Consider the following 21,620-nt stretch of genomic DNA (forward strand, 5'->3'; position numbering starts at 1 on the left):
GATAAGCATTAGCACAGGAAAGGGACGTCATGCCCAGAACACATTATAAGCGCTGCCCCGCCTGCACCACCGATGGTTTGGTGGCAACCAGCAACCCTTCAATACTCGATTGCCGGCACTGTCACGGCCTGTGGTTTGAGGATGGCGCCCTCAACCGGGCCATTGCCAATAAGCACACGGACATTGACGAATACGATCACGAACAGCACCTGGGCCCCGCCCTGCGCAACAGCGACCGCTTGTGCCGCCGCTGCAACGTTCCGATGATTCACTACCAGCTACTGGAAAACTACACCACCGAAATCGACTGCTGCCCACGCTGCGACGGCGTATGGCTTGATAAACCGGAAGTGGATCAAGTGATGCACTCTCCGAGGTTGAAGCAGGCGCTGGGCAACCTGAACAAAGGCGTCAACTGGAAATCCTGGCTGTTCCAGTTCTTCACGGCAATGCCCGTGGAATACAACATCCGGCCTCACCGAACTCCCTGGGTGACCCGCGCTTTGCTGGTTATCTGCGGCCTGGTTTATCTCGCCGGCATACTCACGCCAGCGGCCAACGAGTGGATTTTCACAAACCTCGGCCTGAACTCGAACACCCAGGAACCGACCCACTTCGTGATGCAGCTGATCACCTATCAGTTTGTCCATGGCGGCTTGATGCATTTGGCTGGCAATATGTATTTCCTCTGGATCATCGGTGACAACCTGGAGGACGCCCTGGGCCATGGCGCCTTCCTCGCCCTGTACCTGTTTGCCGGCGTTATGGCCGCCCTGGCTGAACTGCTGTTTTTCGATAGCGCTCAGGGGCCTTTACTGCTGGTCGGCGCCAGCGGCTCCATCGCTGCACTGTTCGGCCTCTACCTGATGTGGTTCCGCCATGCCAGCCTCACGTTCATGATCGTGGTGTACCAGAAGAAACTGGCGCCCCACTGGTACTTCCTGATCTGGAGCCTGATCAACCTGTTCGGCATGTTTACCGGCCAGGGCGGTGTTGCCTGGGCGGCACACCTTGGCGGATTCGCGCTGGGCCTGTTATTGGGATATTTACTCAAAGACTATGTGCACCGGAAGAATCCGCTGATAGCGATGCTGAATCAGCCGGAGGCGGTTTTGCGGCGTTGAACCGTGCCCAAAATACCCAATCAGTTTGTCCAGGGAGGGATAAGTGAACAAACAGAGCTTTGTTGGACGCTGCGCCTCAATTGCGTCTCCCCCTCTGTCGTCAAAGTGGCAAGTTACCACAGCGATTATTTGCGGGGCGTATCCGGACGCTCTTGAGATCGTCTTTTTGATTCAGTATTGACTCAAGAGACATTGTGGCGATTCGCAGCACCCTTTCTCTGGAACTGCTCGAGAAAAGGCAAATCAGGCAGCGGTGTACCGGGTTCCATATAGCTTTTCACAAACTCCCAGTACTCGAGCGCATCGGCTCTGCGGTCAAATAATCTGTTCAGGCTCGCAAAGGGCAGGTTTTGATCCGGGAGCCACAGGTCAACTGAATAGTCAGCTCCGTACTTTTTATAGTTTGGCCTAATACGCCCACTGATTTCAGAAAAACAATAGATATTAGACACATACCAAGAGCAATGACGCACCGTGCCAGTCCGCCTGTTAAAGACCATCGCACCCATCAAATCGGGAGCTGGAAATATCCCGAGAAGGCGCTTGAACCAATCCGGATACCAACGCCTTGCTCTGCTGCAGCGCACCAAAGTAGTTTCCCAAAGATACATAAAGCCGCCGAGCCACAGGAACCCTAATACTGCAAAAACACACAGAGCTTGAAGGAAAATGAAAGCGCTCCCTTACAAGGAAGTCCGGTTCAGCTTTCACGACATTTCCCTTATTGCATTATCCAGGGTCTCTCTCAACCGAGCTATCTCCGATGGATCCTGGCGGGATAACGCCACCTCGAATTCATTGAGCCAGCCCATAATCTGCTCACGCTCCTGCCCTAGAGCCTGCGAGTAGGCGCTTTCCAGCCTTGCCCGAAGGGTGCGGTTGGGCATCTCATCACGGGGGTGGATTTTCACCCGGCTCAACCGTTCCTGGGATGCCCGCTTTTCTTCTTCGGTGAGGCCGTTGGGGCTGCGGTCAATCAGCCGTTCGGTCTTTTCACCTGTCGACAGTACGGTTACATCCACCTCCAGCAAACCATCAATGTTATAGCTGAAGCGCACCGCGATGCCTTCCCGACCCGCCGGAGCGGGTGGCACCGGCACTGTGATATCACCGATAAACACATTGTCATTGACCCGAGGCCGCTCACCCTGAAAGATCACGACACTCACCGCTTCCTGGCCATCCCTGCTTGTGGAATAGATCTGTTCCCTGGACGCAGGTATGGTGGTATTGCGCTCGATAATCGGTGACATAAGGCCGTCAACACGCTCGCCGTTAACGTCGGTCGAGATGGCAATACCCAACGTATAGGGGCAGACGTCTGTCATGATGATTTCCTGAACCGCGTCATCCCTGAGGCGGCAGGCTGCCTGGGCTGCTGCGCCAAGGGCCACGACAGTATCCGGATCCAGGCTACGCAGGGGCATTTTCCCGAATAACTGACTGACCAGTTGCTGGGTTTCCCAAAGCCGGGTGCCACCGCCTACCATCACGATACTGTCGAGCGAGCGGGGGTCGATTTTCGAATCCCGGAGCGCGCGCTCCAAAGGTTGGCGCAAACGGTCCAGCAGCGGCTTCCATACTTTGGCGACGCCGTCTGCAGCTGGCCACTGCCAGGTTTTGCCGTTCCAGCTCCAGACAAGTTGATCGCGCTGATGCGTCGACAAACATTTCATCTGTTCTGCCTTAGCGACCAGAACTGCCAAAGAGGGTGAATCTATCGAGTCCCGCACCAGCCCCCAGTCTTCAAGGCAAGCGTCCACAATAGCCCCGGTGAAATCCTCTCCACCCAAAAAATTGTCGCCCGTTGAAGAACGGACTTCGATGACGGGGCCGATATATTCCAGCAGGGTAACGTCAAACGTGCCCCCGCCAAGATCAAACACCAGGGACAGCCGGTCTGCGTCCTCGTGCAAACCATAGGCCATGGCCGCTGCGGTTGGCTCGTTGATCAACCGCACGGCATTAAGGCCAGCCAGCTCGGCCGCGAAAGCGGTGTGTTTACGCTGCTCGTCATTGAAATACGCCGGTACCGAGATGACGACATCTTTGATTTCCTGCCCGAGGTAGCTTTCCGCGTCCTGTTTCAGACTGCTTAAAACAAATGAAGAGAACTCCGTTGGCGTATAACTGTGCCCATCGGCAAGGTCAAAGCGGTGGTCAGCCCCCATGAAACGCTTGAACGCAACCGCAGTTCGCTCCGGGTGGGATACGCGCCGGGCGGCCGCCGCAGCGCCCACCAACAAGCTTTCGTCCTCATCCACACTCACGGCAGAGGGAGTCAGCACCTGCCCCAGGCTGTTGGGTATAAGGTGGGCTTTTCCATCCTGCCAGACCGCGATCAGACTATTGGTGGTCCCCAGATCTATGCCGACTGGTATAGCTTTCATGAAACAGTCCTTGTTTTCTATGCATCGAGGCTGGCCCTATATTGGCCCAGCATTTCCGTGAGAGAAGTGTCTTGATTAAAAGGGTGATCATCGAGCTGTGCGGCAGATGGCTTTATCAGCATGATCCCCAAAACAAAGAGGCCAACAAAAGGAAACACAATTGATAAAGCGATCCCAAGAACGATGCGGGGGGATCCAAAACCTGCGTCCCTCATCCGGCGCGCAAGGCTGCTGATAACCCCCAAGGTCAACGCCCCCATAGTAAAAAGTGACACTTCAAAGGACAACGACGACAGGTTGGCCCACCAAGTGAAAACAACCCCCAGGAAAATCATCAGATGAAGTGCGAAATCTCGACGACTCAGAAGCCCCCCAAACCAGAAGGGAATAAACGCGGTGTGCCGCTCTGGCTTTATTGCTTCTCGCAGGTGCTCCAACCGCTTTTCCACACTGCGTAGAAGCAAACCAGATAAGAGACGGTCAACCATCTGCTTTTCTCGTCCCTCACCTTTATAGACACGGTAAAGGCGGCTCATACTCAAAAACTCAGGCCATTCCTGTGGCGAACGCCGGTTTAAGAGCGCCAACAACTCCACGGAAGCTGCCACGTATTCCGGATAATCCGCGCTCCACTCATTGATGGGCTTCAATGCTTCCGGGCGCATGGTCAATGCTTCGGCCAACCGGACCCCCGAGGGCATTTTTATCCGTTCCATGCGCGGCATGGGCCGCCCGGTCAACGGTTCTGGCATCGATTCGGCCATGGCGTCATCAAACGTTACCAGGAACAGGAACAACAGGTTATCGATCGAATTTTCGGAACTATCGCCCAACAACGCCGCCAAAAACGGGACCCACGAAGCATCCGGCAACCGATGATCCCCAGGCCAGTGTTGCATCACATACCGGATGATACCGGGTGTTCTCAGCAGTCGTGCAAATGACCTACCCAGGCCGGAGTTATCCAGAGTGTTTACATGGCGTTGGCAGAAGGTATTGAGCAAGAAGCTCTCTCCGCCCCCATTACCAATGTTCAATACCAGGTCAGCCAGCAGTTTGAAGGGCGTGTCCTCGGGATGAGCCAGGATTCTCTCGAGAAGTCCACGAGCGCCCGGGTCGAGCAGCCGATCCGGTTTGCAATCCAGCAACAGGCCCAGCCGGATACAGTCATCGACTCGCTCCGCACTGTCTGGAAAGGACGCTTTTTCAAACCAGTGCTGACTGCCAAGACCGATACGGTCCTTCACCCACTCAATGATATCTGCGGGGATTCGGACCAATTCTGGTTCCCCAACCTCAATACCAGCTCCTTCGACCAAGCGCTGCAAGGTCTCCAGCGGAGCATCCGGGCAATAACTGATAACCCGCCATAACATCGAGCGCGAGACAGCCGGCAAGGAACCTTTCCCTGCCTGATCAACCACCCTGTCCAACTCAGCCCAGCTCTGCTCCTGAAGGCACTGATGCTCAAGCAGAATTTCAACGGCCAGTTGCATTGGAAGCTCAAGTCCGGGCATGGCCGCCTTCAGGTGCTCCGGATTAACCTCCTGACAATGAAACACCCGTGGGCCGGCAAGAAGCTGCTTCAGCCATTCGTATAGCGAAGCAAGAGAATTTGGCTCGTGGCTCTCGAAGAAAAACGGATCAGGACATTCGTAGGGGCTTGAACATTCCAGAACGCTGTCTATCAGGCGCGTGATACTGTCGTGCAGAAGGCCCTCACTCCTGGCCAAAGCCCGTCGAGACGTGGTCATTACCATGCATTCTGCAGCATCAAGGGGTTGTTGCAGCCCAGGCTTCAGCAGCATCACCCAAAGCGGCACCCATTCCGGACGGAAGCGCTGATGCAGCTCAACAATAAAGCTCTTGATTTCCGGGGATGCGTCGACTGTGACCAAGGGGCGCAGCGCTGACATGGCGTTCAGATAATCTCCCCGATGTGAGTGGAGCTGCGCCAACAGCCAGCACCTGTCCTCTGGCTGCTGGTCGAACAAATGTTTCAGCAGTCGTTGGGCATAATGCAACCACTCTTCCGATACTGGTTGCTCTACAGCGGTGTAACACCGCAGCACCAGCATCGCGGCACGGGGACATTCCGGAAGCAGGAACACTCCAGGTTCATTAAGCAGCATCTCAACCGCCGCCAGATTACCCCGGCCATACTCGCCTGCCAGCATTGTGAGGAAACGCAAGGTGGCCTCCTGCAGCGGAGTCGGCCAACGCTTTAGCGTGGAAAGATCGAAGACATCTTCAGCATCCAGCCCCACCAGGAAATCCTCCAGGTAAAGCGCCTGGTCGGCTGGATATTGAGGCAACAAAGCAGACCACTCCAACCGATCCCGCAGATGCCTGAGCACCCGGTTGGGAAGGTATCGATGATCCATGGCCCAGTTCAACGTTGGCTGAGTGAGGGTGTACAGCGCAGAGAGGGACAGGGTTCCCAGTTGTTGGATAAGCTGTTCATAAGGCTCCTCCAAAAACCGCAGAGCTGGGTCCCTTTCTATTTGTACCAGATTATCCATCCAGCCCCTGGCTTCGCTGAGCGCTGGATCTTCTTCAGGCGTGTTGACCTCAGGGGACACCTCGCTATGGTCTTGGGCACAGCCTTGCTGTGCCTTGTCCAGAGCCGTTTCATAGGCTTCCCGAAGTGCCTTAAAGCCTTGGGGGTCTTCCTCTGGATGAACCTCAGGCAAACGTGCCAGGTAGGCCTTCCTGATCGCCCGCTCATCATTCGTCGCCTCGATTCCCAGAACACCCCACACCTGATCGTTCATACCCCCTCCTCACCCAGTGAGCCAGGCCGATCAAGATGGTCGAGCCTGATCTTCCAGGGCAAGTAGTTTGCAGGGTTGTCGGAAGAGTTCATGACTTCGTTGAAGACGCGGTGCAACCAGCCCGGCGCGGTTCCAAACAGGAACTCCTGCACCTCGGCGGGGTCCTCCATACCCAGAGTCATCCACAGCAGGCGCCCACAAAAGAAAGCCTGCAGATACTGCTCCCACGAACGGTGCCAGTACAAGGCACGAAAGCCCAGTTGCAACTGCAGGTATACAAACTCCCCCTCGCTGATGTAGCCCAAGTACAAGCCGTTGCGTAGCAGGAATCCCATACGCCCCAGATCCCAGGCCCGAATCCCTCCTCGACCGGTGAGCATTGCCGTTTTATTCAGGAAGGCGTCCTGCAAACGGGCGATATCAGACATGTTCGCACGCGCACTCTCACGCTCACTCGGAAGGGATTGGTGCCAAGCCCAGTAACGCCCACCAATAGACGCTGCATGGCCATGATCCATCATGCGGGTTACTGTAGACAAAAGCCCTTCCCGGTTCTCAATGCCCCAGGACGACTTCAGCAAGTTATTTTGTTTATCTGTGGTATCACCGGACCAGAAGGAGGGAATACTATAGGCGGCGTCCTTGATATTGAGGGCAACCATTGGGCTGCTCAAAGCCATGAGCCAGAGCTGCTGCTCTTTGGGTAGCATATCTTCCATCCTTGAAGAAAATTGTTGATTGTTCCCAGAGCTGAAAGTTTAACCGTGCTGAAGCCGTTTTTGTAGGCCCGAGGACAGGCAACTCCCGAGGCAAGGCCAGAGCCAAAACCTATTTATCGGAATGGGAAACCGTTCAGTCCAGAATGAAATGAGGCACGAACCGCGAGGTATCCCGCGTGATCGCCGTGTTGTCTTCGCGGATTCCCATGCCAACGGCTTCTCTGCCAACCACCCAGCTGCCGATCAGACAGTAATGCCCGGAAAATCGGGGAGGCGGGCACCAGCTCTGGAGAATCGTTGGCCCACTCCCATACGGTCCCTCCACCTGAGCTTCCACGCCGGCTCCCGATTCAATCGAAATGTTCGCGCCTTCTCTCGAGAACAGAGGCTTGCGCACCCAGCGTTCCGGTGCAGGATCACAGACTTTGTCTCCCTCAAACCATGCGGGCAGAAGATTCGGGTGGCCTTTGTGTCGTTCCCATAACAGCGGCAGGATGCCCTTGTTGGAGAGGATCAGCTTCCAGGGAGGCTCCACGAACTGGGCGCCGCCGGTGGCAACATGGTAAGAAAAGTCCTCCTGCCACATCCATTCCCAGGGGTAGAGCTTGAACAGCTGATCAATAGGGGCATCATCAAGACCAATAAAGCGTTCGCCGGCGCCAAGGCCGATTTCATCAACGAACAGGGTGGAAGGCTTGAGCCCGGCCTGCTCCGCGCAGTCCGCGAGATACTCGATGGTGCCCGCGTCCTCGGGGTGGTCCCGGCAACAGGCCAGGTGGAACGGCTGCCCGGCGCGGCCAATCATTTCCAGTCGCTCGATCAGGGCTTCCTGCAGGCGGTTGAACTGATCCGCCCCTGCGGCTAGCTGCCCCCGTCCGATTTGCTGCTCCAGCCAAAGCCATTGAAAGAAGCCGGTTTCGTACAGTGAGGTTGGTGTGTCGGCGTTGTATTCGTAGAATTTTGCCGGACCCTGGCCATCGTAAGAAAAGTCCATGCGGCCATAGAGCGAAGGCTCTGAAAACTTCCAGCTGTCGGCAATCAAATCCCAGGCTTTCTCAGGGATCGCCAGTCGCCTCATCAGGCGTTCACTGGAGACAACCTCTGCCACCAGGTCAAGGCACATGGCATGAAGAGCCTCTGTCGGCGCTTCGATGTCTTCCTCAATCTCCCGGAGGGTGAACTGATAGCAGGCGGTTTCGTCCCAGTAGGGCTCCCCTTCCAGGGTGTGGAAATGAAATCCGGAAGATTCTGCCTGGGAACACCAGTCCGGGCGGGGGGCAATCTGAATGCGTTTCATGGAGCTTCCTTCTCCCTGAGCGTGTCAATCCGATACAAACCAAAAGCGCGGGAGTCTAACCAGAATCACGCCATCAGGGAAGCGGCGCGCTATCGCCCGGATTGACCTTTCCTGTCACTTGCTATAAATTTCTGCCAAAAATCGCACTCAGGAGAAGGATACTCCATGGCCACTCAGGAAGAGATGAGCGCCGCCCTGCAACCCCGCACCCGTCGTCAGAAACGCTCCCAGGCTGCCACTCTGGTACTCATGGGCGCCACGCCATTCGCCGTGCTCGGCCTTGATCCACTGCACACCGACGTGCGTGTTTTTCAGAACCTGCAAGCCTGCCAGTCAGCACTCTCCTCTGCCCCTGGTTACTGTGAAAGCCTCGACGCGGAAGCAGCATCCCGGCACCCGGAAATGGCCCCCAGGTACACCTCCCGACATCAGTGTGAAGCAGATTTTGCCCATGTCACCGGTGAAGAATCCTGTGCGAGTGGCTGGTGCAGCACGGAGAGCCTGTCCACCTGCGAGAGCACTGGGGACGGTTACTACCGGCCACCCTATACATCGTTCCTGGTTGACCAGTCTGTGATTGATGGCACCTATGAGGGCGAACAACCTGCGCCGGAATCACTGGATGGAAGCCAGCTGCAACCCGTGTATGGCATTTCCGACCACACCCTGAACAACACCGGCGACAACGATAACGCCTCACATCACAGTCACGTTCCCTTTTATTGGCACTATGTAGCAGCCAACGGGCAGTATCTTGGCAACAAGAACCTTCGCGGCCCCGTTACCCGGGCACGTACACAGCTGGCGGCCAATACCGGCAAAACCTACACCGGCACAACCCGGCGGGGTGGCTTTGGGGCGACTGCCAAGCAAACCATGCAGGCCGCAAGGAGCTGACCACCCATGCATACACGCACTTACCTTCGCCTGATACTGGTTATTGGCTGCTTTGTCACAGCACCTGCACAGGCGGAAACCTCAACGGAGCAACTTGCCGAAGACCTGCACCAGACGCTTACGGAAGCACCTGAATCCTTGCGCTGGCTTATGCCCAACGAAGACGAACCGCTCACCCACGAGGACGTTGGAATAAAATCAGAGCAATGCAGCCGCCCGGTACCGGCCCAGGCAAACCCCTCTCCCCGGTTTCTGGTTCGCTGCGTATCGCCCCAGCTCATTAGCTTCCAGGTGGTTGGCGTTCAGACCGTAACTTCATGGGAAAACACCGAAGGCAGCTGGAACACCGGACAGATCGTCTCCATTCGTGGCGTGGACGTCGACTCTTCCCTAAACCGTTACTCTGCCCGAAAGGTGGAATATAAAACGATCTGGCATGACGGCGATCCCCTCGGCCCTTATGAGCGTGCCTTCACTTTTCTGCCTGAGTCTGGCATCGACGAATTAAAGGCTTTCTGGGAGAACCTGCCGGCGGAGGAGCACATCTCCCTCGCCGGACTTGAGCAATGGCGCCAGCTGACCTGGCCGGACGCAGTGGTTGGGCTTCGCCGTGAAGGCAAACTGTTGCTGCAATCAGGTTCCCTTGCCGGCACCAGCGACCTGCTGGAGAAAATCTCCGAAAAAGACGCCCTGCCCCCCTTTGCCCAGGGCCTGATCCGGCCGGTTACCGCAACGCGCTCATGGGATCCCTACAAACCACCCGGTGCGCCAATGTTTTTGCTCCACACCCTGGCCACGAAAAATTCGCAGTATGCCATCGCGCTTTCAGACACCGCGCCGGACGAGACGCACAAGGACACGCAACTTCTCAGCTCCGGGCAGCATTACAATCTGGTGTTTTTGCCTGTTGAAAGGAATCTGTAAATCATGACAACTGACATTGCCGAAACGTCACTCCAGGCGGCTACCCCATTGAACACACTGAAACGTGTACCGGATGGCCAGAATAACACCGCACAGTTCCTGCTGACCGGAAACAGCAGCGCCATCACCAGCCTTCTGGTTATCTGGTTTCCCGTGTTTGCCGTGCTTTGTTACGGATTCGTGGTGCCTTTCACCTTTACCGCCTGGGGAGAAAACAACCTGCTGCTGATTCTGGCCATTTGGTCCGCAGCCTGGCTGATGCTGACCCTTATCACCCTGATTGCCGGCACGGGGCGACACATGTACAACGTCGACCTTGCTCAACGCACCATTACCCACCTGAACTCCGGCCAGACTACATCGCTGGCACTGGAACTGCGTCAACGGGCCGAAGGCGATGCACTGGAACTGAAAGAGCCACTGGATTCCGGCTGGCACCTGGAAGCTGACACCAGAACCATTTCGGAACTGGAGCCGGAAGAGGCGAACGACATTCCCGAATGGCAGCCCCTCAGCCTCAAAGAACACTTCACGACAAAAGCCAAAGACGGCTCTCTGATGGCGCTGTTTGTGTTCATCAACATCCCGCTGGCGATTATTCACTTTGTCAGCAGCACCGGGGGCTTATTCTTTGCCTGCCAACTATACCTGCTGGCGGCCTGGGCAATCTCCCAGACCGTTAGCTGGCTGCTCGAGCGCCGTGACTATCGCTTGAATGCCTGACTCAGGCCGCTCTCCCGCCCTTCAGGGCGTGGCTCAGCATGGCAATTTCAGTCCTGGCATCAGACAACATGTATCGGGCCGAAAGATGCACACCTTTGTACAAACGCTCCGGGCAGTCCAGATAATCAGTTGGCAACAGAACAGAACCGGAAAGCTCCCACAACCTCATAAAGCCATTAACAATCAGATCCTCACGCCGGGGCATGTCGACCGGAACCTGCTCTTCTGGAATCTCCGCGCATTCGAGAGGGTTGCAGACATAATGATCGCCCTGAGCGCCGAGAACCATGACAGGAACCGCCTTTCCGGCGCAATTGAAGCGAGCCAGATAGGGGAAACGACGATCTTCGGGATTACAGAAAAACGGAGTGTCTCCATTGTCCGGTGTGGCACAGAGAAGGTTTCTTAGCTGACCGCCAAGAAAATTGAAGCTGCCGTCAAATCGTAGGGATTCAGCAAACATTCCCCAGGCAAGATAGCGATTGAACTGGCCTTTCAATGCTCCGGGAACCGGATGGAGGCCTGGTGCAGAAGGAAGCTGGCAGGGCAGATCACCCAACTGATCGATACGGATGGATTCCTTATAGAGGCTGACGGGCGTAATTCTGATGCCGTTAATCGTGTAGGCCTCATCAAGGTACTGAATATCAAACTGGGTCAGATCCGTACCGATTGGCCGAACCTCAAGCTTGAGCCGCTTGGCAACCGGGAACAGGTACTCTTCCACCAGCGAATAAATCTGCGTTGGGCCGCTGAGGTATTCGTCTGGCAGCGCCTGATTGGTTGCGGGCTCCCTGCCATCGCCAACATTAGCGGTTTTCTTTGGCGGAGAGACGTTCGTGAAGCTTGGTCTTGCCCTACTATCAAAAACAGCACGTTCCTGCGCAGACAGGGTCGACGCGGGTTCGGCCTCTCCCGGCAGCCTTGGCAGGTATGGATTCTGATGCCAATCCAGAGAATCGTCGAATATCAGTCTGGGAGCTTTGTCCGCTTTGGTGCCGGATGTGAAAGACCATTGCTGGACGCAGCCAGGCGCCATATCCACACCCGCCTCGCCTTCCAGAGAGATGGTTTTAATGCGGCAATAAGTCGGTTCGCCCTTCCCGCTTTCTAGCAGAACGGTATAACCAAGCAGCAATAGTGTTGACCGCTGAAACAGTATGCTTTCACTGACGAGGGCCAGTGTGCCACCATCCGAATAGGCCAGGCGGGCCAGCTCCCAAAGTGGAACTGCTTTCACGGTGGGCTTGCCGAAATCCCCTGAATCAACCGACGAAATCAGGTTCGTCGCCTGGTCCTCGGTCAGGCTTATAAGAAGGGCAACTTCATCGCCAAAGAGTACCGAAATTGGCCGCTCAACACCGTCTTGGTCCGGGCAAAACAACGCAAAAAAGGGCTGCTCGGCCCAAACGCCCAACAAGTGCTTCTTGTCATTCTCATCCAGAGCTTTGCGAAGCCCAGCAACATCCGGCCCCGCCATCACACACCCTGCTCTACCAGTGGTTTGTCAGAAGTGGGCACGAAAACCAACTTCAAATGGCCTTCATCCTCGATCTGGCCATGAATCACGCCCTCTAGCGAAGGGTTGCCTTCATCATCAACCAGGGTGAAGTTGTCCGCGATAAAAGTGTCGATTTCCTGAATCACCGGAGGCACAATCTGGCTGCCGATAAACATCAGAAGCACCCCCATTGAAACCACCAGACCCGGATTAAGCAGTAGAATTTCACCGAATGAGGGTCCACCCAAACCGACACGGATAGAGCTCGGCCCGCCGATCATGATCAGTCCACCGATGATCGCAATGACAATGCCAACAACATTAAAAAAACCACCAACTTTCTGGCGGGATTCCAGCTTTTCGATGAGAGGGAAATCTTTAATACGATAAGGCAGGTCAGCTATTGTGAGCTGACGCTTAGAGGGGGATTCCATTCCTTTACTCCTGTTGTCTTCCTTGTGTTTCTACTGTTCCTGAGAGCGGAAATCTGCGGCCATGCTGGCCGCGCTCACTAGCACGCGACTATTATCTCTCGAAATTATCGTGGTGGCTACCCTCGGGCTGTGGTCCGGTTCCACTCTATCTCCGACAGTCTGCACTTCATTGCGTCATCAATCTCTTCGAGTTTGATCCGCGAGATGATGTTTCAAAGAATCAGGGGGTTCATCATGTTCGCCTCAGTATTTCATGGTGCTCTTTGTAAACTCATGAAGATCATTCCGGCCAGGATATGAACCGGCTATTTTCTAATGCATCAGACAAATCCTTACGAATCTTCTTGTGATCCTCGGCGTAGTTGTAGAGGTCTGTGGCAAATATACCGCCATCAGCCCGTTGCCGACAGAAGAAGCGCCCCCGTTTCGCACTAATGTACTTATCATTGTTTTTCGCATAGATAACAAGATGCACAAAGCGGCCAAGGCGCGTGCTGAAGTGATCAACGACTTCAAAGCGGGAAATGTCCGACCACGGAATCTCTTTGAATTCACAGTCGTCAATTCTCAGGAATTGCGGGGTGATCTCAATAACATTGTTGCGAACTCTGAAATCGCGATACCAGATACTGAAAAGGAATAGACCCGCGAATAGCATAAACCCCATCGCAAAAACAAAGGATGTATCCTCATACATAAAGTAACCGGCCAAACCTGCCACCCCGAGAAACATCACGCCCGTCACGTAAATTGAAGGCTTATCTTTCAGGTAGACTCGGGTCCTGATGACCGGCATATCCTTATACATTGACTCCATTCAATTTACTCCTCAACCCCACAAACCTACTACAGTAGGGCGCTACCCTGAGTCGCCCCGCCTCGCTTCCGCTGTTGTGTTGACTGGCGCCGTATCTGCCACTGAGACAACGGACCCTTTCGGGCGACAGTCATGCCGCTTTCAAAGGCGCGGTTCAGTTGCTCGTTGGCACGCCTCTATTATCTTCCGTGACTAGCTCTTGACTGCCGTCAGGCAGTGACCAATTTGTTCTCAAGCTCCGACAGTCTGCGCATCATCGCGTCATCAACCTCCTCGGGCTTGATCCGCGAGATGATGTTGCGAAGAACCCGGATTTCGTTCTCATCAATCACGCCATCGCGTTCAGCGATACGAACAAGTTCGCCCAACTCCTTTGCATCGAGCTTTCCGTCGTCGGCAAAGCACTGAATGGATCTGAATGACAGTTCGAGGTAATCGCGGCTTTCGGACATCATTATCTCCTTATTGTGAAATGGAATTCTGGTTAGCTGAATAACTACTTAGCAGCTTCTTCCCCGCCGCCCATTGAAACCGAAAGCTTCGGGAGCGAGCGTCCAGCCGCCCTCGGCGGCGCGGCTTCTCGTCCCGTCCGGGTTGCCAGGCGGTGGGGCTGTAGTAGGTACTCTCAGCCATTGTAGGGTTCCTAACCAAACGCCTTCAGGCAGCGCTGGTACATTTCCTTGGTCTTCTGCTTATAGGTGGCCTCGTCCATGTCTCTCCAATACCTGGGATTGCGTTCGGTCTTGCGATCGTACTCGGCGGTCACCGGGTCTTTACTCCGGTGAGGCTCGAACAGAGGAATGTCCGGCAGCGGAGCCGTGCTGTCCATGTACTGCAGCCAGAAGTTCCATTGTGCCTTGTGGTCTTCATCATTGGCGGAGGCGGCCTGGAAAGCGGTCAGGGTCAAAGCTTCTTCCCGGAAGCGGTGAACCATTGCCCCGTAATACAGTGGCAGGCCCTGGTGAGTAGGGCCGCTGTGGACATAGCCATCAAATTCCGAGAACGGGGATTGCCACGCTATCTGGCCAGCATCCCTTTTCTTCTTGGGATTACGGAACACTGTAATCAGCCCGGTGCGGCGGTTGAATTCCCACTGGGGCCCCCTGGGGTCCTTGTAGATCCAGCCGGGGAAGAGGCGTTCGATGAGACTTACTCCGCTCCAAACCACAGCACATGGTCCGCCAACGTAAACTAAAGCAGGAATAAAAAACTCCTTTATATAAGGAGTTGGGTTGCGATCACTTAGAAAAACTGCCTCTAAAAGTTGAAGGAGCAACAGGGCGCCACCTCCAAGTAAAATGAACTTAGCAAAGGCCTTCGATATCAACCACCGCCATGAGGAACTCGGTAGCGTGGCCCAGCGAATGCTCTCCTGATTGATCCAGGCAATCGGTACTTTCTTTTTCTCCTTGCCATGCCCTTTGTCAATGTACCAGTTAGAGTCCTCGTCTTGTCCTGGCGGCCAGGTTTCCAGAAAATCGCCTGGCACCAAATCAGGTACATATCCCTTGGACAACTTTTCCCCCGCTGCCCACTGGAATCGAAAGCTTCGGGAGCGAGTGTCTAGTTGCCCTCGACGGGCTGGCTTCCCATCCCGCCCGGGCTGCCAGGCGGTAGGGCTGTAGTAGGTACTCTCAGCCATTGGAGGCTTCCTCCACAGTGTTCAAGTGACGATAGGCCCGGATATTCAAGGCTACCCGGTTGGTGGTCAGGCTGGCCCAGAAAGGGGCGCCGTCTTGGGCAAAATCCGGGGCATCGTGATCCCCATGCTCGCCCGCCTGGTAGACGAGCGGGTCGCTGACTGGCGGGGCCGGGAAGACGTACTCCCGGTCCGTGCCCAGACTCGCGACCATCCGCGTCCTTATCTTCCACTCGTAGTACACCAGCCCCTCCGCCTGGGGCGTATGCAGCCAGTATTCTACACCATCCGGCAAGGGCTTTTGGTGGAGCCACCATTCGTCATCGGGGGACTCCTGCAGTTCACGACTGACCACGGTGGTGCCACCCGCCGGTGGGTTGGGCCGGCGCTTTTCCTTAAGGCGACGAATGTAAACCTTGAGTGCGGCATCCCCCAAAACACTCACCAAATTGCTTTTGACCACCACCCGAAAATTGGTCTTCATCAACTCCTCATGTAAAGCATCTACCTCCTTCCGGGAAGGCGGTGACTCGCTGTCTCTGAGGCGAGCTTCAGCCAACCGGTACGCCTCCTCCGAATCTACATGGTGCAGCGATTCCTCGATCCGGACACCCGCAAGAATATTGGCAAGCCTGTAGAAGGCCTCCCGCTCCGGTACTGGCTTGGGTGCTGGATCCTCGGGGGTACCGTCCACCCAGGGGAGCCAGGACCAGAAACCACCTGAGGATTCCGTTTCCTCATCATCTTCGGCTAGTGCATCTGTTTCTGGAGTCTCTCCCCACAGGTGCTCATACGATGAGTTGCGGTAGTCTCCGAACGGCCCGTTCTTGAGCCAGGACTCCAGTTCATCGTCTTCCAGTAAGCTGGCCGCCAGCGATCCGCCAACGATCAGTGTTAGGCCGATACCCAGTATGACCCAGCCCGCCGGGGTACTCAGCCCCAATACCGCCCCGGTACTGGAAGCCGCAGCGGTACCGGGACTCATCAACGCCGCGCTGGCCCATCCCGTCATCAGGGCGCCAACACTGGAGCCCCCCATAGCCACCGCAGAAGCGGTTTGCCCTGTTCTCAGGTAGTGAATAGCATCTGCCGCGCGGATGCCAGCGTCCAGTATGGCCAATACAGAAACCGACGCCATACGCAGGGTTACCGCTCGTGGCAAGCGACTCCCAAACGCCTGGGAGATTCGGCCAGCAGCTACGGCCTTCTCAAGGTCAAACACAACCCGATTCATTTGGCGAGCAATGGCTGTGCTGTTCATTAGCTTCTTGGACAGTTGCTCCGCGACTGCAATAACAGCGACTGTAAGATCCGCTTTTGCAGAATAATCCCCTGCGTTCGCACGAACCTGTCCGCGTGACCGAAGAACTTCATCATACCGAGCGTTTTCGTTCATGATGTTCCAAAACTCAAACCCCAACACCACATAAGGCAACCCAAGCCGATCCAGGGCTTTGCCCAGACTACGCTGCCGGCTTAACTGTTCCCGCACCTCTCGGTAGTTCTTCACCAACTCCGAATCAGCGGGTGCCATGAAGGCGTAGAACCGGCCAGAATCTTCTACATCCACCCCGCCGGGCACCCGGTTGGGGTTGGTGCTGCCGATGATGCGACCTTCGCCATCCTCGATTTCTCCCAGAAAACGGCCGCTACGGTTGTTGCGGTTAAAGTAGTCGCGTTCCGCTTCCGTCAGGCCATTGCGCAACCCGATCTCGAGATCCTCCACGCCCAGCAGGACCATTTTCAGCCCCTGCGACCCTTGGGGCAGGAGGTGAATCTCGCCGAGCAAAGAGGGATTCATTGCCTTCAGGGCGCGGACAATGGGGCCGTGAATGTCCAGGTCGATGCGCATCATTTCACCAAGTATACGCCGCTGAGCCTTGCCGAACTGATCCATCAGTTGGCCACTGATCCCATCGAGGGCCTTGGTTACAGCCCTCAAGTGGCTGAGGGAGTCGAAGGCACCCTCTTCGGTCAAAGCAACTATTGAGGCAACCTCCAGGGTTTGAAGGTCCTCCTGTGCGGGCAGTTTGCTGTCCTTGTCCAGTTCAGCAAAGGCCGTGGGCCGGAACAGGCCATCTCCGGGGTTGGCTTCCGGCTCCGGTGGGACATAGGATTGGTCCAGCGGCACGGCGTCGTGTTTCGGGAAAAGCATGGCGTGCAATGGTTGGCCCGACCCCTCTCTGGCGATATCCAGGACAAGCTGGGAGCCCTCCCGGGCCGGGCTATCGTCCGGGTCGCTCAGGCGGCCGCTGCATCGGGTGTCGCAATCAGGATTACTGCCAGCCAGCCAGGGCTTGTCAACGGTCTCAGCATCGTGCTGCAGGGCGTTGAACAACTGCCCTGCCAGCACAAAGCCACTCTGGTAGTCTCCGCCCTCCAGAGAGAATAGGTCAGCCAGTCGGGCCTGATTATGGGTGTCCTGCATCAGGGCCAGCAGCCTCCTCTGGGCAGCCTTGATGGCATTGATCCCGTGGGCCCGGTAGGCCCGGTGCAGAGCGAGCTCGAGCTTACCCGTCAGGGACAGGTCGAGGTGTTCGGTATGCTTGTTCAGGGGGTTTGGCTGCCCGCCAAGAACCTCCGGCATTACCGCTTGCTCCACCAGCTCGGCGCTTTGGTAATGGGGCTGGCGGCTAACCCACTCACGGATGCTCTTTTGGTACTGCAGTCCCGCATTGGTTCGGGCCATGGCCTTACGGACTTCATAGAGTTCATCGTAAACGACGATTCCCAATATGCCCCGAGTGCGGCAGTCCTCAAAGATATCTGCCGATTCGCCAATGTTCTCCCACACGGTGCAGCTGCTATCCTCCGCAGCCTCGCTTTCACCCTTCTTGCTATCCAGATCCCGAAGCACCATATCCCGGATTGCTGCGGTAGGACCGAGGTCTGTGTTTAGGTACTGGCTTTCACGCCATGCACTTTCGGCATTTTCGCCACCGGCAAAGAAGTTTTGCTGTTCCTCGACAGCCAGGTTGTAACAATCCAGCCCATACCCGCCGTCAAGATTGGTGAGAAAGTCGAAAGTACACGGTAACTGTTCTTCTAGTAGAGGTTGCCGACCACGCTGAGGCTCCACTTCATCCAGTGAAACCAGTTCCGCGAACCGTGGGTGCCAGCGGGCATCCGGCCGCTGCACAATCCTCTGGGTGCGCTCGCTAAAGGCTGATCCATCGTTTTCCAGGTAGTCTATGCGGGCAGCAGACCACTGGACCTCGGACCAGGCCATCCTGACATCACTGGCATAGGTGGCACTTGTACGGTAGTAATTCACGGGCACCCAGATCTCTTCCAGGGGCACCGACGTGGGCGGGCGCGTGTTCGCAGTCAGACGTTGCTGCCCTGCTTCCCTGTAATTACTCAACGCAACGTCCCGAAAAAGGAGGCGACCTTCATCATCTTGGGATATATGTATCTCACGCCACAACCGGTTATCCCGGAACAGGTAAAGATAACCCGATCTTGCCGAGACAATCTGTTGTGCCGGCACTCCCGCTATTGGCTCCTCCCGCTCCACTAAAGTGAGCGGCACAATCGGAGCAAGAATCAGTCTCTGACGAATCAACTCCCGCGGAGTTACCTCGGGAAGGCTGTATAGGGGCACTCGTAACGGGTTGTCACCTTCATCCGCTTCAATTTCCAGTGCTACATCCGCTTGCGGGCTATTTTCCCAGGACCAGACATGCAGGACGCTAGAGTCCAGGGCCTCTTTCCCCCGCTTGTCATCAACGGCGGTGTAAGGAGCTGAATCTCCATGGCGCAGTATGCGGAGTTGCTGGCCCTCAGGGTGACCCTTACCCAGCACTTCAACTATGAGCGAGTCACCCTCACAGGCGGGACCGCAGCTTCCTGAATTTTGGGTTGATTCTGTTTCAGACATCCTTGTCATCCCTTAGTTTTATAACCGCTATTTTGATGCTTAAACACGGGCCAGACTCAGGTTACGGAGTTGCTCTGGCTCCAACATGGGGACTTCCGCCATGGTTACCGGTTCCGGATTTTGGTTGGTCAGCCATTCACCCTCTTCGGGGCTGCCGTGTAAGTAAACCACACAGCTTACTATGCCTTGCTGGCCAATATCGCCAGGCTTAAGGCTATGCCAGACCAATGGATCGTAGAATCGCAACAGGCCTTTTCTTACTCCATCCAACGTCACCGTAAGACGCTCTCTCGCCCAGTGCAGCAATGTCTCAAGGTTTTCATCCGACTCGACAATCAAACCACTTAGTTCACCCGTCTTTCCAAGTCCTTTCAGAGCCCACCGGTATAGGTCACTGTCCCGGGTTGTCTGGATGACTAGCGGGCTCTCATCTTCATAGGGGGCCCACTGCGTTTCACTGAATAGCAGCTGCCATACTGGCGCTTCGCATTGCTCGTAAAGCGATTGCAGCAACGATTTACTTCCCGCACTTTCCAGTATCAGATAAAGGGTGTCGTCGCCCTGCTTTGATCGTCTTGCCATAAGGCCTCCCTTTATGCCTTCTGGGCTTTTCCACAAGGACAGTCACTCAGTGGGCAGGAACCATCAGGCCGCTCCTGGCATTGCTCCACCACTGCCGTCCGGTTCATTCGCGCCTGTTTCAGCCGGTGAGCAACCACAGGTTTCGGTTCGGCATTCGCCCGCTGACCAACCTCCGCAATCTGCACAGGCGACACAGTCCCACCATTCTTATCCACCAACCCAGGCATCTCAGGCACCTGAACCTTCTGCCCACCGCCCTTGCCCGGAGCACCGCCGGCGTTCATCTTGATGGCCGCGCCACCCATGGCAACGCCGCTGGGGTCGATTTTCACGAAGCTGCCGCCGGCCTTGAGGGTAATTTCGGCGCCCGCTTCGATCACGGCTTTCTGGCCGGCCTTGATGTGCAGTTCGGTGCCGGAGTCGCTGAGCCAGGCGGTGCCGGCTTTCAGGTGCAGGGTGCCGGTGACGTTGAAGCTGTGGTCCTTGCCGGTTTGTTCCCGCTTTTCGCCATCCACCGTGGCGTGGTCATCGCCCTTGGTGTGGGCCTTACGGTGGTTGTCCACGGTCAGGTGGCTGTCGTTCTTGATGACTTCGGTACGGTTGTTTTCCGTGAGCAGGTCCAGGTCTTTCTGGGCATGGACGTATATCTGCTCTTTGTCTGCCTCGTCCTCAAATCTCAGTTCGTTGCTGCCCTCGCCCTTGTGGGTCTGGGTTTTCAATGTGGTTCGGGTTTTGTGTTCCGGCAGCGCATACGGCGGTGTATTGGTCGCGTGATAGGTTCTGCCAGTAATAATCGGCTGGTCGGGGTCGCCGTCCAGGAAGGAGACGATGACTTCGTGGCCGATTCGCGGCAATGCCATAAAACCGTACTGGCCACCGGCCCAGCCCTGGCTGACTCGAAGCCAGGCGCTGCTGTGTTCGTCATTCTTTGAGTAGCGATCCCACGGGAAGCGCACTTTCACCCGGCCGTGTTCGTCGCAATGGATCTCTTCGCCTTCCGGACCGGTGACGATGGCGATCTGCGGGCCGTCCATTCTGGGACGGCGTTTGATTTGCGAGCGCCAGGTGCGGTCGGCGGGGATCGCATTGAAGCTGTTGCTGTAACTGGTGGGTTCGGAACCGCCCTCTTCTTCCAGCGCCTGGGGCTGTTTGCCGGTGTGGGTGATGGCGGTCAGCAGCCATTCCCGGTTCAGGGTCTCGCTGTCGTGGTCGGTCAGGGCCACTTTGGCGCCGGCGGTGAAATCGGCGCGGTTGCTCTTGCCACTGGCGGTGCTGGCGTCGTTTCTCAGGGCGTCCAGCCGGGCTTCGGTGAAGGGCTGGCCGCTGGCGTCCTGTTTGAAGCGGCCGGGGTAGTCGTAGTGCTGGTAATCCTCGCGGTGCTGGACATCACCCGCGGCACTGTCGTGCATCAGGGCATAGGCCGGGTTCCTGAAGGTGTAATCCTTCATGGCCACGGCACTGGCGCGGACCCGCTCCTGATGGGCGAAACGGAACACGCAGGGGGTTTGGGTGCTGCCGCCGGCTTTGCCGTTGTAAGTCACGGACTCGAGCCTGGGGGCGTCGCCGTGGTGATCGGCGATGATCAGGGCCGGCTGTTCTTCGCCGTCGACCGAGCCGTGGTGGTAGCGGTAATGCCAGCCTTCCTCGGCGGCCAGTCGCTCTACAAAATCCAGGTCGCTTTCCCGGTGCTGGACGCAGTATTCCCGTTCTTCCGGGTTACGCTTGAGATCGAACACGGTATCGACGATGCCCCGCTCTTCCAGCAGGGTGCGTACGATGGCGTCGGTGGTCTGGGTCTGGAAGATGCGGCTGTTGTGCATCAGGCCCAGGCGCCACAGCGGGGGCTGGATGATGAGTTCGTAGCGGGTGCGGCGGTGGCCAGAATCACCGCGGGCGAATTCGTTGACCACACCGGTGAA

The 21,620-nt window shown here is 56.3% G+C and carries 17 protein-coding genes; 4 read left to right on the plus strand and 13 right to left on the minus strand.

The window, feature by feature from the left end; translation table 11 throughout:
• Positions 1-29 precede the first annotated feature (29 nt).
• Positions 30-1,124 (plus strand): rhomboid family intramembrane serine protease, encoded by a 1,095-nt coding sequence (locus ACJO3M_RS19160; protein ID WP_407002983.1) that lies wholly within the window; start codon positions 30-32, stop codon positions 1,122-1,124.
• A gap of 182 nt (positions 1,125-1,306) precedes the next feature.
• Here ACJO3M_RS19160 and ACJO3M_RS19165 read toward each other — a convergent pair whose 3' ends face one another.
• From ACJO3M_RS19165 to ACJO3M_RS19185, 5 genes are all read right to left on the minus strand, one after another.
• Positions 1,307-1,735, minus strand: a complete 429-nt coding sequence (locus ACJO3M_RS19165; RefSeq protein ID WP_407002984.1) for a hypothetical protein — start codon at positions 1,733-1,735, stop codon at positions 1,307-1,309.
• Positions 1,736-1,831: 96 nt separating this feature from the next.
• Positions 1,832-3,514, minus strand: a complete 1,683-nt coding sequence (locus tag ACJO3M_RS19170; protein ID WP_407002985.1) for an Hsp70 family protein — start codon at positions 3,512-3,514, stop codon at positions 1,832-1,834.
• Between the two features lie 17 nt (positions 3,515-3,531).
• Positions 3,532-6,288 (minus strand): hypothetical protein, encoded by a 2,757-nt coding sequence (locus ACJO3M_RS19175; protein WP_407002986.1) that lies wholly within the window; start codon positions 6,286-6,288, stop codon positions 3,532-3,534.
• A complete protein-coding gene (locus tag ACJO3M_RS19180; RefSeq protein ID WP_407002987.1) occupies positions 6,285-6,998 on the minus strand; it encodes a DUF1266 domain-containing protein in 714 nt (237 codons plus the stop codon). The genes ACJO3M_RS19175 and ACJO3M_RS19180 overlap by 4 nt, the downstream gene beginning before the upstream one ends.
• A 142-nt stretch (positions 6,999-7,140) precedes the next feature.
• Positions 7,141-8,304 (minus strand): glutathionylspermidine synthase family protein, encoded by a 1,164-nt coding sequence (locus ACJO3M_RS19185; protein WP_407002988.1) that lies wholly within the window; start codon positions 8,302-8,304, stop codon positions 7,141-7,143.
• A 165-nt stretch (positions 8,305-8,469) separates the two neighbouring features.
• Between ACJO3M_RS19185 and ACJO3M_RS19190 the strand changes: the two genes are divergently transcribed.
• The 3 genes from ACJO3M_RS19190 to ACJO3M_RS19200 are packed head-to-tail and all read left to right on the plus strand — an operon-like array spanning position 8,470 to position 10,848.
• Entirely contained in the window at positions 8,470-9,201 is a 732-nt protein-coding gene (locus ACJO3M_RS19190; protein WP_407002989.1) for a DUF1190 domain-containing protein, read from the plus strand.
• Between the two features lie 6 nt (positions 9,202-9,207).
• A complete protein-coding gene (locus ACJO3M_RS19195; protein WP_407002990.1) occupies positions 9,208-10,125 on the plus strand; it encodes a hypothetical protein in 918 nt (305 codons plus the stop codon).
• A gap of 3 nt (positions 10,126-10,128) precedes the next feature.
• The gene (locus ACJO3M_RS19200; protein ID WP_407002991.1) at positions 10,129-10,848 is read left to right on the plus strand and encodes a hypothetical protein; all 720 of its coding nucleotides are present in this window, start codon (positions 10,129-10,131) and stop codon (positions 10,846-10,848) included.
• Position 10,849: 1 nt separating this feature from the next.
• On the opposite strand, the gene ACJO3M_RS19205 is transcribed toward ACJO3M_RS19200, so the two are convergent.
• From ACJO3M_RS19205 to ACJO3M_RS19240, 8 genes are all read right to left on the minus strand, one after another.
• Complete coding sequence (locus ACJO3M_RS19205) at positions 10,850-12,328, minus strand: hypothetical protein (protein WP_407002992.1); 1,479 nt, start codon at positions 12,326-12,328, stop codon at positions 10,850-10,852.
• Positions 12,328-12,783 carry a hypothetical protein gene (locus ACJO3M_RS19210; protein WP_406989081.1) on the minus strand — a complete coding sequence of 152 codons (456 nt, stop codon included), beginning with the start codon at positions 12,781-12,783 and terminating at the stop codon, positions 12,328-12,330. Before ACJO3M_RS19210 ends, ACJO3M_RS19205 begins: the two co-directional genes overlap by 1 nt.
• 280 nt (positions 12,784-13,063) lie before the next feature.
• Positions 13,064-13,600 carry a hypothetical protein gene (locus ACJO3M_RS19215; protein ID WP_407002993.1) on the minus strand — a complete coding sequence of 179 codons (537 nt, stop codon included), beginning with the start codon at positions 13,598-13,600 and terminating at the stop codon, positions 13,064-13,066.
• Between the two features lie 209 nt (positions 13,601-13,809).
• On the minus strand, positions 13,810-14,052 hold the full coding sequence (locus ACJO3M_RS19220) for a hypothetical protein (RefSeq protein ID WP_407002994.1): 243 nt from the start codon (positions 14,050-14,052) through the stop codon (positions 13,810-13,812).
• A gap of 191 nt (positions 14,053-14,243) precedes the next feature.
• Positions 14,244-14,768 carry a hypothetical protein gene (locus tag ACJO3M_RS19225; RefSeq protein ID WP_407002995.1) on the minus strand — a complete coding sequence of 175 codons (525 nt, stop codon included), beginning with the start codon at positions 14,766-14,768 and terminating at the stop codon, positions 14,244-14,246.
• 466 nt (positions 14,769-15,234) lie between these two features.
• Positions 15,235-19,119 (minus strand): hypothetical protein, encoded by a 3,885-nt coding sequence (locus tag ACJO3M_RS19230; protein WP_407002996.1) that lies wholly within the window; start codon positions 19,117-19,119, stop codon positions 15,235-15,237.
• A 39-nt stretch (positions 19,120-19,158) separates the two neighbouring features.
• On the minus strand, positions 19,159-19,701 hold the full coding sequence (locus ACJO3M_RS19235; protein ID WP_407002997.1) for a DUF4123 domain-containing protein: 543 nt from the start codon (positions 19,699-19,701) through the stop codon (positions 19,159-19,161).
• 11 nt (positions 19,702-19,712) lie between these two features.
• Positions 19,713-21,620: type VI secretion system Vgr family protein (locus ACJO3M_RS19240; RefSeq protein ID WP_407002998.1), on the minus strand; the 1,908-nt coding region annotated here is incomplete at its 5' end.

The organism is Marinobacter alkalisoli, from assembly GCF_045449795.1.
Lineage (GTDB): Bacteria > Pseudomonadota > Gammaproteobacteria > Pseudomonadales > Oleiphilaceae > Marinobacter.